Source organism: Acidobacteriota bacterium (assembly GCA_040754075.1).
GTDB lineage: Bacteria > Acidobacteriota > Blastocatellia > UBA7656 > UBA7656 > JBFMDH01.
Genome location: JBFMDH010000012.1, coordinates 58,515 through 72,375 on the forward strand (window position 1 = coordinate 58,515; position 13,861 = coordinate 72,375).

The following is a 13,861-nucleotide window of genomic DNA, read 5'->3' on the forward strand; positions in this document are numbered from 1 at the left end:
CTTCACGTTCAATACTAATCTCTATGCACCGAGAAGTTTTCACGCCGCTCTCCTATTGTTCCCGAAGTAAACTTGCGATAAAATCGGCTCACCCACGGGCTGCTGAACCGACGGTTCCCGCGAATTTCCGACAATCTCACCAATACAGCAAAGGCGGTTCAGAAATCCCAAAAGACGGGTGAAAATTTTGTGAAAGTTTGGTGAAAGCGGCGATGGATACTTTCAACCAACAGATTTTCGAGTTTGGCGAGTTCCGTCTGGATGCCGGCGAACGATTGCTCTCACATAATGGCGCCGCCGTATCGCTTACGCCCAAAGCGTTCGAGACTCTGCTGGTGCTGGTGCAAAACCACGGCCACGTCCTAACCCGCGAACAATTGCTTAACGAAGTTTGGCGAGATGCTTTCGTTGAAGAAAACACCCTGACGCAAAATATCGCCGCTTTGAGAAGAGCCTTGAGCGAACGCCAGAACGCCCGGCAATACATCGAGACAGTTCCTAAAGTTGGCTATCGCTTCGTCGCCGGCGTGCGGGAACTCGGCAAGCAAAATGGCGAGATGTTGATTGCGCGGCGCACTCGCGAGCGTCTGGTAATCAAAGCTCAGGAGGCAATCGTTGATAGAAGAGATGCGGATGAGCTAACCATTGTTCGACAACCGCCGAGTTTGTTTGAGATGGTCAAGCAACGTCGCCGGTTAATTCTTGCCATCAGCACTTTCGTATTGTTTGCAGTGGTGACGACTGCCTTGATCACCGCTAACTTTTCAACGCCGGTTGCCTCAAACCCGCCGATCAAATCCATTGCGGTGCTGCCCTTCCAAACGTTGGACACCAGTGAGCGCGAGGCATACCTTGGACTGGGAATGGCAGATACGTTAATAACCAAGATCAGCAACATTGGGCAAATTAAAATTCGCCCGACCAGCGCCATCCGCAAGTACAGCGATCAGGAGCAGGATTCGCTTGCTGCCGGTCGTGAACAGCGGGTGGACGCGGTGCTTGAAGGGAGCATTCAAAGGTCAGGCGATAAGATGCGGGTGACGGTGCGGCTCCTGAGCGTAAGGGACGGGTCGCCGCTTTGGGCATATCGGTGCGATGAAGTATGCACTGATTTGTTTGATGTTCAGGATTTAATCACTGAACAGGTGGCTGGAGCTTTGACGCTGAAGCTGACCGGACAGGAGAAAGCGCGGCTGACTCAACGTCACACCGAAAGCCTTGAGGCATATCAAGCGTACCTCAAGGGTCGCTATTTCTGGAATAAACGGACGCCGGAGGATTTTAAGAAAGCTGCCGAACATTTCCAGCAGGCAATCACGATAGACCCGAACTACGCCCTGGGTTATGCGGGGCTGGCGGACTGTTATTTTTTCAATGGTGAAGGAGCGAAAACGCTTGAAGCGTTGAGCAAAGCCCTGGAACTTGATGATCAGCTCGTCGAAGCGATTACCACTCAGGCATATTATCTTTCGGTTCGCTGGGACTGGGCGAGCGCCGAGACGCTGTTCAAGCGAGCCATCGAGTTGAATCCAAACTATCCGCCCGCCCATCATTGGTATGCTTTCCATCTGGCAGCGCTGGGGCGCTTTCCTGAAGCCATCGAAGAGATCAATCGGGCTAAGGAACTTGATCCGCTTTCGCTCATCATAAACACTGACGTAGGGCACATCCTCTATTTCTCGCGCCAGTATGATCAGGCGATTGAAGCATACCGGCGGGTACTTGAGATGGAACCGAACTTCAGCGTGGGGCGGTGGCGTCTGGGAGAAGCTTACGAACAAAAAGGGATGGTTGAGGAAGCCATAGCAGAGTATCAGAAGGCGCTCAGTCTTTCAAAAAACCCGACCATAGAAGTGTGGCTTGGACATACCTACGCCGTTTCAGGCAAGAAAGATAAGGCACATAAAATTCTTGGTGAATTGGTGAAGATACATAAACGCGATCCCCGATGGTTTTATGAAATAGCTTTAATCTATGAAGGTCTGGGCGACCGAGAGCGGGCTTTTGAATGGCTTGAAAAGGCTTTTGAGAATAAAGAAGAAGCAAGCCTAGCCCTCCTCAAAGCAGAGCCGATGCTCGACAGCTTGCGCGCGGACAGGCGATTCACTGAATTGCTGAACCGTATCGGTCTGGTCGAATGAGTTGTCCATTGCTAACTCATCGGCGCGAAGGGTTGGAATATTAGAGCGCCTTGCCATTGAACTTACTGAGGGGAGTTTGAGGGAGTGGTCTTTGACCGCGATGCTTACGCTGAAAAGTTTTTAGTGTGCCAATAAAAGCACAAAGAAAATTTGGGCATTCGTAAAAGGGGTAATTCAATATGCGAGTCGGGACGACTGGATTTGAACCAGCGACCTCTTCCACCCCAAGGAAGCGCGCTACCGGGCTGCGCCACGTCCCGTATTGTCAAACTTAGCTCAAGCAGAACGATTGATGCTAGCATCCGACTTTAGCAGTGTCAACAATTCCTCAAGATTGTGTTTGATGAATCTGAGGCGTCTTTGGGTTTCGGGCGATGCCGCCGGGTGGTTGGTTGAGGCTGTTGAAATTTTTTCCTTCGTTGATTGAGTGGCTGTTACAACTTCCATCGCCGGTTTTTCGGCTTCCGATTTTTGAATGGGTTCGTTCACTGCCTCGGGTGCAAAAGAATCTTCAAAATCTGCGAAATCTTCGTCCATTTCATCAAAGACGGCTTTGATGTCGGCGCGTTCAACTTCAATCGCTTTTTCACGAAGCGGCGTTTTTAACCGTGGCGCGGTGCCTTTTTTGGTCTCTTCGAGAATGCGTTTACGAGCGCCGGCAATGGTGAACTTTTCCTCATACAGCAGATTATGAATTCTCACGACCATCTCCACATCTTTGCGGCGATAAACCCGTTGCCCGGCGCGATTCTTTTGTGGCGCAAGCATCGGAAATTCAGTTTCCCAATAGCGCAAAACGTGCGGTTGTACCTTGATCAGGTCGCAGACTTCGCCTATGCGAAAGAATAATTTTTGTGGGATTCTCGAATCGGTTTCCATGCCAATCCCCCTTCGGATAGGTTTGCTGTATCAGTTAGAGTTTTGTGAGTAATGCCCCCAACGACGCCCTTATACTATGATTTTCAGATTTCGGTGTCAATTGAATTGATTATTGCGGTTCGGGTAAAACGCTTGCGCAATTATTTGCCGACACTGGCAAAATTCAATTCCAGTTGAGGTTGTTCGACGCTTGCAGTTTCAAACTTCATATCGACATGAAAAATATTGCCGAACCATTTGGCTTTGCGTTCGGCTGACCAGATTTCCAAATCACAATCAAGACAATTGACCCTGAAATTGACCTGATTGCCGTTGACCTGACATTCGACATCTTTAATCTTTTGACTGTGTGAACGATCCAATCCATCAGCGATTTGCAGGATCGCCGCAAGCTTCAACACCATGCTTCTTTGCGACCGTTTCAGCGAATAGTAATCTTCGTGCTCGCGTTTTTCGCGTTTATGTTTCGCCTTCTTGGGCATATCGCCACGATGATAACGCACGACAGCGGCAATCATAGCGATTTCATTAGCGGTAAATCCCGGCATCTCGGAATTTTTAATCAGATAAAGTCCGTGGCGATGATGGTCATTTTGCGCAACCCGGTAGCCGATATCGTGAAGCAAGGCTGCGTAGTGCAATATTTTTCTCTCTTCATTGCCTAATCCATGAAGTTCGAGAGCGCCATCAAAAATCCGCAAGGCTAATTTTGCCACGAGGTGTGAATGCGCCGGGTCGTATTCAAAATGTCTGGCGACCGAAAGCACAGACTTCATTCGCACATCGGCAGGCTCCGGGGTTTCCAAACCCTCGAACAGTGATTGTTCAACCGCAGAATCGCCGGCGCTATTTTTTCTAAGGAAATCGAGCACCACCCCTTCGCGCAAAGCCCAGTCGCATTTGGTAATCTGGGTTGCGCCGAGTGCCGCAAGGCTAGTTTCCAGCAGCAACCCCCCGGCGACGATAATGTCTGCGCGTTTTTCTTCAACTCCGGGAATATTGCGGCGCTGATAAATATCTTTTTTGGCGAAACGCTGATTGAGCCGGACAATCTGGTCGAGCGTGATGGTTTGCGAAAAGGCTTCAAAATCGAATTCATCATCAATATCGGCGGCTTCGGATTGAATGATGGCATCGGTGATATTGATTACCGTTCCCGAAGTGCCGATAACAAAATCGAAACCAATCTCTTTAATCTCTTGAATCACCCGCGCCAAATCGGCGCGAACGTTGGTAATCAAATTGTTGATTTCAGCTTTGCCTGGCGGGTCTTTTTTGATGAATTTTTCGGTAAGCGACACCGCGCCCAAACGAACCGAGCGCAAGAGTTCGGGTTCGCCGCCCGACGTAATAATGAATTCCGTAGAACCGCCGCCAATGTCGATGATTAAGGCGCGACGACCATTGAAATCGGTGACCTCTGCAACCGCAAGGGCGATTAACCGCGCCTCTTCGACCCCGGGTAAAAGTTGGGCATTGAGACCAACCTCTTTGCGTACCCGTTCAAGGAATTTTCCCGGATGTTGCGCAGCTCTTACGGCAGCGGTTGCGGTGGTGATGATAAGGTCTGCCCGGTTGGCTTCGGCGATTTGTTTGAAGCGTTTCAAGGTCAGGATGGTGCGTTCGACCGCATCTTTTGCCAGTCGGTGATCGCGAAGACCTGCGCCAAGTCGCGTGACCTCTTTTTCGCGGTCAATGATTTCCAGGTGTTGCCCACGTTCGGCGCGAATAATCACCATGTGAGTGGAATTTGAGCCGATGTCAATTGAAGCTATTTTCATCTCAGGTTACCTGCGGGCGACTCCGCTATTTTAAAGGAAAAATTGCGATAAAACGAACCGCGATTTTTAGTTTTCATCCAGATGGAAGAGGTCGTGAACCAGACGCACAGCTTTTTCCGCATCACCTTCGCTCACCACACAACTGATGCGAATATCAGAAGTCGAAATCATTTTGATGTTGATATGGTTGCGTCCGAGTTCACCAAACATCCGCGCCGCAATATCCGGTGTATCCATCAATTTCGCGCCGACAATTGAAACCTTGGCAGCATCTTCGTCGGTGAGCACCGCCTCTGCGCCTAATTGTTCGCGCACCGCTTCCATTACCCGTTTGGCGGTTTCCAAATCATCGCGTTTAATCGTAAAGGTAATATCATTGACCGAACTTTGCGGGTGAAACGCCTGAATAATCATATCGACATTGATGTGGTGTTCGGCGAGCGCGCCAAAAATTTTTCCGGCAATACCGGGTTGATCCGGCACTTTTAAAATCACCATTCGCGCCTGATTTTTATCGACGGTGACGCCGCTTACCGGGCGATAGATTTCCATTTCATCTGCTCCTCTTAAAATCGTTCCTTCGGATTCATAATCGAAGGTATTGCGCACCCGAACCGGCAATTTATGTTTGCGCGCCAGTTCAACCGCGCGCGGATGGAGAACCTGCGCGCCAACCCGCGCCATTTCCAACATCTCTTCATAAGAAATTTCTTTGAGCAGTCGCGCCGTTGGCACGAGGTTCGGGTCGGTCGTATAGACGCCGCTCACATCCGTGTAGATGTCACACACGCGCGCCTGGAGCGCCGCGGCAAGCGCCACCGCTGTGGTATCGGAACCGCCGCGACCAAGCGTGGTTACATCCCCGGATTCCGTTACCCCTTGAAAACCGGCGGCAACTACGATGTAGCCTTCATCAAGGTAGCGTTGAATGCGGTCGGTTTTTATATCTACGATACGCGCCGATGCGTGAACGCTTTCAGTCAGGATGCCAAGCTGTGCGCCGGTCATCGAAATCGCTTTTTTGCCCAACTCATTCAATGCCATCGCCACGAGGGCAATGGAAATCTGCTCACCGGTAGAGAGCAACATATCGAGTTCGCGTTTATTTGGCGAGCGGGAAATTTGCCTGCCGAGTTTGACTAAATAATCCGTGGTATCGCCCATCGCCGAAACCACTACAACAACCGCATCGGTTTCGGATGCTCTGGCGATAATGTTTGCGACGTTTTTAATTCTGGCTGCGGACTTCACAGAAGTGCCGCCAAATTTCAGTACAATCATAGGATTCAAGAATCAGGATTCAGGATTCAGGATACGGGATTCAGGATATAGGATTCAGGATTCAGAAATGAAGGCGGTAGTAACCATGAGAAAAGAACAATGAATAACAGGTCATTTTGAATTGCTATTGAATTATGTTCGTTTTGAAAACCCATGTGAACTACTACCTGAATCCTGAATCCTCTATCCTGATTCCTATTCAAAAACTCTGAGCGCCACACCGATTTGTTTGGTGGTGGCTTGCGCTTCGATTTCTTTTAAGGCACGCGAGACACTGATTTCACTGGCTTTGTGTGTAAGAAAAATTACTGTGGCATTGCCATCGGCAGTTGTCCCGCGTTGCACAAGGCTATGGAGGCTGACGTTGTGACCGCCGAGCGCGTGCCCGAGGTTGCCGATGACGCCTGGCGTGTCTGTGGTTTCAAGGCGTATGTAAAAGGCGCTCTCGCTTTCATCCATCGAGCCGAGCGAAAGTTCGGTGTCACCGATGGTTGGTTGAAAATACGGCGCGAAATCCGGGAGTTGCAAGGCGCTCGCGAGATTGATAATGTCACCGACCACCGCCGATGCCGTAGGCATTTGTCCCGCGCCCGGGCCAACTAACATCACTTCGCCAACGGCGCTGCCGCTGATGAAAATGGCATTGTTTGCGCCTTCCACAGATGCCAGCAGATGCTTCAATGAAACCAGCATGGGATGAGCGCGAATGTCCAGTTTGTCGCCCTGTCGCCGCGCCAGTCCAATCATCTTGATACGGTAGCCGAATTCGCGCGCCGTCTTGATGTCCAAATCGGTGATGCGTGTGATGCCTTGGCGAAAGACGGCTCCGGGTTCCACAAAGCGCCCGAACGCGAGTGAGGCAAGGATGTTGATTTTGTACGCCACATCAAACCCTTTGACATCATTGGTCGGGTCGGCTTCGGCAAAACCGAGCGCCTGGGCTTCGGCTAAAGCGTCTTGAAAGCTTTGCCCTTTGGTTTCCATCTGCGTCAGGATGAAATTGGTTGTGCCGTTTAAAATTCCTGCGACGCTTTGAATTTCGTTTGCCTGCAATCCGCGTTGCAAAGTTGAAATCAACGGGATGCCACCGCCAACCGCCGCTTCAAACATTATGGTGACGTTTTGTTGTTTAGCGAGATTGAAAAGTTCCGCGCCGTGTTTGGCGATGAGTTCTTTGTTGGCGGTGACGATGTGTTTGCCCTGAGCGATGGCGCGTTTCGTGAGTTCATAAAACGGTTCAGTGCCGCCCGCGACTTCGACAATGATTTCAACTTCCGGGTCGTTGACAATCTCGAAAGGGTCATTGGTGACGCGAATGTTGGCAAGGTCAACTTCGCGCGGTTTGTCGGTGTCGCGCACTGCCGCGAGTTTTAATTTAAAGCGTTTGTCATCGCTCAGTAATTTGACAACTCCTGTGCCAACCGTTCCGAGACCGATGATTCCGATATTGGTCTTTGCCATAGGTTCCTTAATAAAAGCGAAAATGATAAGAGAAAGGTTCAGCGATGGTTTTGTCAAGGCATGAAAAATTTTGTGCCTGAGCAATTTTAATTTAATTTAAAATGCCATAAATTGCTTTAACCCGACTCCGGCAATTGGTTGAATAATATTTCCGGTTTTCAATTCCACCGGTTAGGTTGGCAGGTATTGGTTTTCATTTCCCGAAACGGCTTTGATGATTTTGGTGAGCTGTGCCGGTAAAGCCGTTTTTTCTTTTTTAACCATCTTTGACAATGGTTGAGGCTATGCCTACAATTGCCTGTCTGTTTGAAGTGCAAAGACATGCGAATCACCAAGGTTTATACAAAAAGCGGCGATGGTGGCGAAACTTCACTGGTTGGCGGCGAGCGCGTCAGCAAAGCTTCGCTGCGCGTTGATGCATACGGTGATGTCGATGAGTTGAATTCGGTCATCGGTCTGGCGCGCGCCAATTTGCAGGATGCGGAAATAGATGAAACCCTGAGTCATATTCAAAACGATTTATTTACTCTTGGCGCAGACCTCGCAAGCCCCGCCAGTGTGGAAGTCCCGCGCCTTACCGAAACCTTTATCGCCGCCCTTGAAACCTTTTCCGATAAATTTTTAGCAGAACTGGAACCACTTAAAGAATTCATCTTGCCGGGCGGTTCAGCAGTTGGCGCAACGCTTCATTTAGCGCGCACCGTCGCGCGTCGCGCCGAACGCAAAGTCGTCGCCCTCAGTTCGCAAGCAGAAATCAACGCAAATGCAATTATCTATTTGAACCGTTTATCCGATTTACTGTTTATTGTGGCAAGGCTGGTAAATAAACGAGCAGGCGTACCGGAAAAAATGACCGATTTTAGTAAGAGGAAGAAGTGATGAGCGGTGAGTGATGAGTGATGAGTAGGGTTCTACTTGATTTCACTCATCACTCATCACTCATCACTCATCACTAAAAAATGGCTTGGTTTAAAAGAAAAAATGAAAAGACCGCGCCGCTTCTCACAGACGAACGGCACGTCAAAACCGAAGGGGTGTTTGTTAAATGTGAAGGGTGCAGTCAATTTCTTCTCAAACGGGAATTTGACGACAACCTCTGCGTTTGTCCGAAATGTAATTATCATCACCGCTTGCCTGCTCAAGACCGCTTGCGTTTAACCTTTGATGATGAACAGTGGGTTGAGTACGATACCCGCATCGTTTCCAACGACCCGTTGAAATTCGTAGATAAAAAGCCTTATACCGAACGTTTGCAGGCGGGGCAGAAACTTACAGGCTCACTCGATGCCTTGATAACCGGCGAAGGCAAAGTCGGCGGCTATCCTGCGATTATCTGTTCGATGGTTTTGGATTTCGTCGGCGGTTCGGTTGGTTCCGTCGTCGGTGAAAAAATCGCCCGCGCCATTGAAAAAGCTTTAGAGAAAAAATCCGCTTTAATTATTTATTCGGCATCCGGTGGTATGCGCATGCAGGAAGGCGCAATCTCACTGATGCAGATGGCAAAAATTTCCGCAGGACTTGCAAAGGTGGATGAAGCGGGGTTGCCGTTTATTTCAATTTTAACCGACCCGACGACCGGCGGCACGACCGCGAGTTTCGCCATGCTCGGCGATTTCAATATTGCCGAACCTGCGGCGCAAATCGGCTTTGCCGGACCGCGGGTGATTGAACAAACGATTCGCCAGAAATTGCCGCCGGGATTTCAACGTTCAGAATTTTTACTCGACCACGGCATGCTGGATGCGGTGGTTGAGCGCAAAGATTTGCGCGATTTTTTAATTCGTTCTTTCGATTTTATGTTCGCAAAATAAGCGAAAAGGGTGCGCCTCATCTTTAGCATCCCGACTATACCCACAAACTCTGTTACCTGTCGTTGAGCAGCTAACGTATGAACTATTCCGAATCCTTAGGCTACCTGTATGGACTTGGACACGAAATTCTCGCGGCGAAATTTCGCCTGGAAAATATTCGCGCGGTTCTCGACCGCTTAGGCAGCCCCGACCAGGCTTACCAATCGGTTCTGATTGCCGGAACCAATGGTAAAGGGTCAACTTCTGCGATGGTCGAATCCATCGTCCGCCATGCGGGTTATCGCACGGCGCTCTACACCTCGCCGCATCTGGTGCATATCGAAGAGCGCATCAAAATTAATGGAGAAAATATCCGGCGTGATGATTTCGCGAGGCTCGCTACCCTTGTAAGAGAAACTTCCGAGGCGCTGGTCGCAGACGGGATTTTAGAAACCGTTCCCACTTTTTTTGAACAGATCACAGCCATCGCTTTAACCTGTTTTCGAGAACAACGCATCAACCTCGCGGTTCTCGAAGTTGGACTGGGCGGCAGACTCGATGCCACGAATGCCGCCGATAGAATCGTCTCGGTAGTGACAACGATTGATTTTGACCATCAAAAAATTCTCGGTGAAAGCATCGAAGAGATTGCCTTTGAAAAAGCCTGCGTCATTCGCGAAGGCGTGATTCCGGTCATCGGCAGGCAATTTTATGAAGCGGCTTATGATGTTTTATCGCGAAGATGCATGCAAATGAAAACCTCGCCGATTTATGTCAATCAACCTTATCAAATTCGCATGAATAATTTCGGCTCAGTGGTGTTCGATTACGACTCTTCAAAAAATACTTACAAAAGGGTGATGACCGGTTTAAGAGGTCGGCATCAGGCTGATAATGCGGTTACGGCAATTGAAGTCGCCGAAGCCCTGACCGATTTGGGGTTTACGATTCCCCGGGAAGCCATCATCCGAGGGTTGCGCGAAGTGCGCTGGCCCGGACGATTGGAGTTTATCAACAATGCGCCGGCTTTCTTGCTGGATGGCGCGCATAACGAATCCGGCGCGAGAACTTTGCGAAATTACCTGAGAGAAGTTTGGCATGGACATTTAACTCTGATTTTTGGCGTGATGAATGACAAAGATTATGTGCACATGGCAGAAGAATTGTTTTCGTTGCCGGAGGTGGTGATCTTAACCAGAGTCGATGACCGACGGGCTGCGAGTAGCGAAAAAATGGGCAATATCGCTTATCTGGCTCCCGGTCGGGTGATCTTTACGCCCGATGTTGAACTGGCGATTCGCGAAGCCCTCGACCATACGCCCGAAGACGGTTTGATTTGTGTTGCGGGTTCTTTGTACCTTGTCGGTGAAGCGAAAAAAATCATACAAGAAAGGCAAGTGAATTAAAAAAAGTAATGAGTGATGAGTAATGAGTAATGAGTGATGAGTGATGAGTTTCGGAAAGGTTGAAATCTGAAGTAGGAACGTTGAACGAGTAACAATAGCCTGGCATTAAGATATTTATTCTTCTTACTTGATTATCTCTACTCATCACCCATTACTCATCACTCATCACTTATCACCCATCACTCATTGCTAAAAAATATGGCACACGAACTGATAAAACGAGAATATCTGCATCGAGGCAGAGTTTTTGATATGAGCCTGAGCACTTTTAATTCGGCGCACAAAGGCGAGGTGACTTTGGAATTGGTTCATCACAATGGCGGCGCGGGAGCCTTGCCATTGTTTGCCGATGGAACCGTGGCATTGGTGCGACAATGGCGTTATGTGATTAATCGTTATTCGCTGGAAATTGCCGCCGGTCGCATCGAAAAGGGGCAGACGCCTGAAGAAGCCGCGCGTCGCGAACTTGAAGAAGAAATCGGGGTGCGGGCAAAAAATCTAAAATTAATCAGCGATTTTTTAGTTGCGCCGGGTTATTGCGATGAACGCATTTATACTTACCTGGCGACCGATTTGCAGCCCTCAACCCAAAACCTCGATGATGATGAAGAAATCGAGATTGTTAAAATGCCGCTTGCCGAAGCCCTTGCCAAAGCGCAAACCGGCGAAATCGACGACGCCAAAAGCATGATTACTTTGTTGACGGTTGCCAGAATGAAATTGTAATCAAACCGATGTAATTACAAGGTTGCTCAAGGTCACAACATGAGCGCAAAAATTGAACAGCAATATTACACTCCGCAGGAATACCTGGAACTGGAACGGAAGGCTCAGGATAAGAGCGAATTCTATTTTGGCGAAATATTTTTAATGTCGGGAGGCAACCCCGAACATAGTCTGATTAGTTTGAATATTTGCAGCGAGTTGCGGGCGCGGTTGAAGGGCAAGAATTGCCGGACATTTGAAAGCAACATGAAAATCGGGGTGCCGAACTCGAAGCTGTTTTCATATCCCGATGGTTCTGTGGTGTGCGGTGAGCCGCGTTTCCGGGATAACCAAGGCGATGTGTTGATGAATCCGAATCTGATTATTGAAGTGGTTTCGCCATCCACAGAGGCATTCGACAGGGGAAAAAAGTTTTTTCAATATCAACAGATTCCAACTTTTACCGATTACATTTTAGTTTCACAGGATGAGCCGCGATTGGAACATTATGCAAAACAGAAAAACGGCACCTGGGTCTTAACGATGGTTGAAGGCTTGAAAGGGAATTTGACTATTCCGGCGCTTGGTTGCAAGGTGCGATTATCAGAGGTTTATTATCAGCTTACTTTTCCCAAAAATAAGCGGCGGCAAAGCGCGCAATTAAAAACCAAAATCAAAACTACACAAAAAGTTAAATAAAAACGTTGGGAACCTTCAAAAAAATATTAATCTATCTTTGGGCGCCGTTTGCCAATCTGCTCTGGTACTTTTACACGATTGTGATGGCGACGATTTCGTTAATCCTGTCGCCATTCGATAAAACCGGCGAAATGCAACACTGGTGCGCTCGCTGGTGGTGCCGCTTGATTGCCTGGACGATCTTTTCCAACATCCACGTTCACGGAAGCGAAAATCTCAGCAAAGATCAAACCTATGTCTATATGGCAAACCATGCGAGTTTGATTGATACGCCGGCGTTGTTTGCTTATCTGCCGTATCAGTTTCGTATTATGGCGAAAAAGCAATTGTTTTATGTGCCGTTTATGGGGTGGCATTTGTGGACTGCCGGAAATTTCGCCATCGACCGGGGCGATGCCCGCAAAACCGCCAAAAGTTTGAAAGGGGTTGTCGAAGGCATTCGCGCAGGCAAATCGCTTGCCGTCTTTCCCGAAGGCACACGCTCACCCGACGGGCATTTGCAGGAATTCAAGCAGGGCGCATTTAAACTCGCCGCGCGCGCAGGAGTGCCGATTGTGCCAGTGACCATCATTGGCACCAGTAAACTTTTGCCCAAAGGGTCGCTTGCGCCGCGTCCCGGACGGGTCGATGTGGTCATCGGTAAACCGATTGAGACGAAAAATTATTCGGAAAAGCAGTTGAGTGAATTAATCACTGTGGTGCGTAACGAAATCGATAAAGCCCTCAAAGCCGGATGGCAGGCGCAAAAGAAATAACTTCGCATCCCCTCACCTCGTCGGTTAGAATGTCACCGTTATGATGGAAGAGAACGTATTGCCCTATCCTCAGACAGAGAATCAGATTCCTTTAACCGCCACTGAACCTGACCCGGATAATCCGCAATGGGGGGTTGTGAGTGGATTCGGGGTCTGGCTTGCCAGCATCTTTGTGCTGTTTATGGCTTCGGCGCTCGGCGCAGCCATCTGGTTGATGGTTCTCAAAGCTCGCGGCGAAATCATTCCCTTACAAGAAGAAGAGATGAAACAGGTATTGTTGTCAGAAGGTTCGATTCTGATTCAAATGGCAATGAATATCATCGCTCATCTCGCAACCATAGCCATCTGCTGGGCGGTAGCAACCAGCTTGGGTAAACGTTCGTTTGCCGAAAGTATCGGCTGGGATTGGCGCGGCCCGACGGCGCTTTATAAAGTCGCGTTGGTTGTCGGAATTTCCATCGTTTCGATTTTCATCGTCAGCACTCTACCGCGCATCATTCACGATTCGCAATCCACGCCGTTTGCTGAAATGTTGAAAACTTCGCAAACCGTGCGTTATTCGGTGGCTTTTTTAGCGGTGTTTACCGCGCCGATTACCGAAGAGTTGGTCTATCGCGGACTGGTCTATTCACCTTTGAAACGCGCCATCGGCATGGTTGGCGCAATCATTACGGCAACCATGTTGTTTGCGCTGGTTCACGTGCCGCAATACTGGGGCGCTTGGGGTTCGCTTACCGGATTGTTGCTGTTGAGTTTGATGTTGACGGTGGTGCGCGCCAAAACCAAATCCATCTTTCCAAGCGTGTGGATTCACGCGCTATTCAATTCGATTGGCGCAATCGGCATTATTTTGGGCAAAGAATAGGACTGACGAGCATTGGCGCTGTCTGATGATTGCTCTCGCCGAGGTGAACTCAGGTTGTTGAATCGGACGCCGGTTTTCCTTCTCTACTTGCATGCGAT

12 protein-coding genes and 1 tRNA gene are annotated in these 13,861 nt (G+C 49.2%); 8 read left to right on the forward strand and 5 right to left on the reverse strand.

The genetic code is table 11. The features are described 5' to 3' along the window. The first annotated feature begins 212 nt into the window (after positions 1-212). Complete coding sequence (locus AB1757_14535) at positions 213-2,141, forward strand: tetratricopeptide repeat protein (GenBank protein ID MEW6128254.1); 1,929 nt, start codon at positions 213-215, stop codon at positions 2,139-2,141. 186 nt (positions 2,142-2,327) lie between these two features. Here the strand turns inward: AB1757_14535 and AB1757_14540 are convergent. The 5 genes from AB1757_14540 to AB1757_14560 form a co-directional block, all read right to left on the reverse strand. Next, positions 2,328-2,401 (reverse strand) — tRNA-Pro (locus AB1757_14540). 16 nt (positions 2,402-2,417) lie between these two features. Then, the gene (locus AB1757_14545; GenBank protein MEW6128255.1) at positions 2,418-3,020 is read right to left on the reverse strand and encodes a MerR family transcriptional regulator; all 603 of its coding nucleotides are present in this window, start codon (positions 3,018-3,020) and stop codon (positions 2,418-2,420) included. Positions 3,021-3,160: 140 nt separating this feature from the next. Then, entirely contained in the window at positions 3,161-4,801 is a 1,641-nt protein-coding gene (locus AB1757_14550) for a Ppx/GppA phosphatase family protein (protein MEW6128256.1), read from the reverse strand. Between the two features lie 66 nt (positions 4,802-4,867). Next, on the reverse strand, positions 4,868-6,082 hold the full coding sequence (locus AB1757_14555) for an aspartate kinase (GenBank protein MEW6128257.1): 1,215 nt from the start codon (positions 6,080-6,082) through the stop codon (positions 4,868-4,870). Between the two features lie 195 nt (positions 6,083-6,277). Next, positions 6,278-7,543 carry a homoserine dehydrogenase gene (locus AB1757_14560; protein ID MEW6128258.1) on the reverse strand — a complete coding sequence of 422 codons (1,266 nt, stop codon included), beginning with the start codon at positions 7,541-7,543 and terminating at the stop codon, positions 6,278-6,280. Positions 7,544-7,864: 321 nt separating this feature from the next. Between AB1757_14560 and AB1757_14565 the strand changes: the two genes are divergently transcribed. The 7 genes from AB1757_14565 to AB1757_14595 all read left to right on the forward strand — a co-directional run bounded on the left by AB1757_14565 (position 7,865) and on the right by AB1757_14595 (position 13,763). Beyond that, positions 7,865-8,422: a cob(I)yrinic acid a,c-diamide adenosyltransferase gene (locus tag AB1757_14565; GenBank protein MEW6128259.1), complete on the forward strand. Its 558-nt coding sequence runs from the start codon at positions 7,865-7,867 to the stop codon at positions 8,420-8,422. Between the two features lie 80 nt (positions 8,423-8,502). Next, positions 8,503-9,354 (forward strand): acetyl-CoA carboxylase, carboxyltransferase subunit beta, encoded by an 852-nt coding sequence (gene accD, locus AB1757_14570; GenBank protein MEW6128260.1) that lies wholly within the window; start codon positions 8,503-8,505, stop codon positions 9,352-9,354. 77 nt (positions 9,355-9,431) lie between these two features. Beyond that, positions 9,432-10,739, forward strand: coding sequence for a folylpolyglutamate synthase/dihydrofolate synthase family protein (locus AB1757_14575; protein ID MEW6128261.1), 1,308 nt, complete (start codon positions 9,432-9,434; stop codon positions 10,737-10,739). Positions 10,740-10,991: 252 nt separating this feature from the next. Continuing rightward, entirely contained in the window at positions 10,992-11,465 is a 474-nt protein-coding gene (locus AB1757_14580) for an NUDIX hydrolase (GenBank protein ID MEW6128262.1), read from the forward strand. 39 nt (positions 11,466-11,504) lie between these two features. Beyond that, positions 11,505-12,143, forward strand: coding sequence for a Uma2 family endonuclease (locus AB1757_14585; GenBank protein MEW6128263.1), 639 nt, complete (start codon positions 11,505-11,507; stop codon positions 12,141-12,143). 5 nt (positions 12,144-12,148) lie between these two features. Beyond that, complete coding sequence (locus AB1757_14590; GenBank protein MEW6128264.1) at positions 12,149-12,898, forward strand: lysophospholipid acyltransferase family protein; 750 nt, start codon at positions 12,149-12,151, stop codon at positions 12,896-12,898. A 40-nt stretch (positions 12,899-12,938) separates the two neighbouring features. Continuing rightward, positions 12,939-13,763, forward strand: coding sequence for a CPBP family intramembrane glutamic endopeptidase (locus AB1757_14595; GenBank protein ID MEW6128265.1), 825 nt, complete (start codon positions 12,939-12,941; stop codon positions 13,761-13,763). Positions 13,764-13,861 lie beyond the last annotated feature (98 nt).

Bases quoted from the DNA above. Each gene is read 5' to 3' on its own strand.
- AB1757_14535 (MEW6128254.1), top strand. From the start codon at position 213: ATGGATACTTTCAACCAACAGATTTTCGAGTTTGGCGAGTTCCGTCTG.
- AB1757_14545 (MEW6128255.1), bottom strand. From the start codon at position 3,020: ATGGAAACCGATTCGAGAATCCCACAAAAATTATTCTTTCGCATAGGC.
- AB1757_14550 (MEW6128256.1), bottom strand. From the start codon at position 4,801: ATGAAAATAGCTTCAATTGACATCGGCTCAAATTCCACTCACATGGTG.
- AB1757_14555 (MEW6128257.1), bottom strand. From the start codon at position 6,082: ATGATTGTACTGAAATTTGGCGGCACTTCTGTGAAGTCCGCAGCCAGA.
- AB1757_14560 (MEW6128258.1), bottom strand. From the start codon at position 7,543: ATGGCAAAGACCAATATCGGAATCATCGGTCTCGGAACGGTTGGCACA.
- AB1757_14565 (MEW6128259.1), top strand. From the start codon at position 7,865: ATGCGAATCACCAAGGTTTATACAAAAAGCGGCGATGGTGGCGAAACT.
- accD (MEW6128260.1), top strand. From the start codon at position 8,503: ATGGCTTGGTTTAAAAGAAAAAATGAAAAGACCGCGCCGCTTCTCACA.
- AB1757_14575 (MEW6128261.1), top strand. From the start codon at position 9,432: ATGAACTATTCCGAATCCTTAGGCTACCTGTATGGACTTGGACACGAA.
- AB1757_14580 (MEW6128262.1), top strand. From the start codon at position 10,992: ATGAGCCTGAGCACTTTTAATTCGGCGCACAAAGGCGAGGTGACTTTG.
- AB1757_14585 (MEW6128263.1), top strand. From the start codon at position 11,505: ATGAGCGCAAAAATTGAACAGCAATATTACACTCCGCAGGAATACCTG.
- AB1757_14595 (MEW6128265.1), top strand. From the start codon at position 12,939: ATGATGGAAGAGAACGTATTGCCCTATCCTCAGACAGAGAATCAGATT.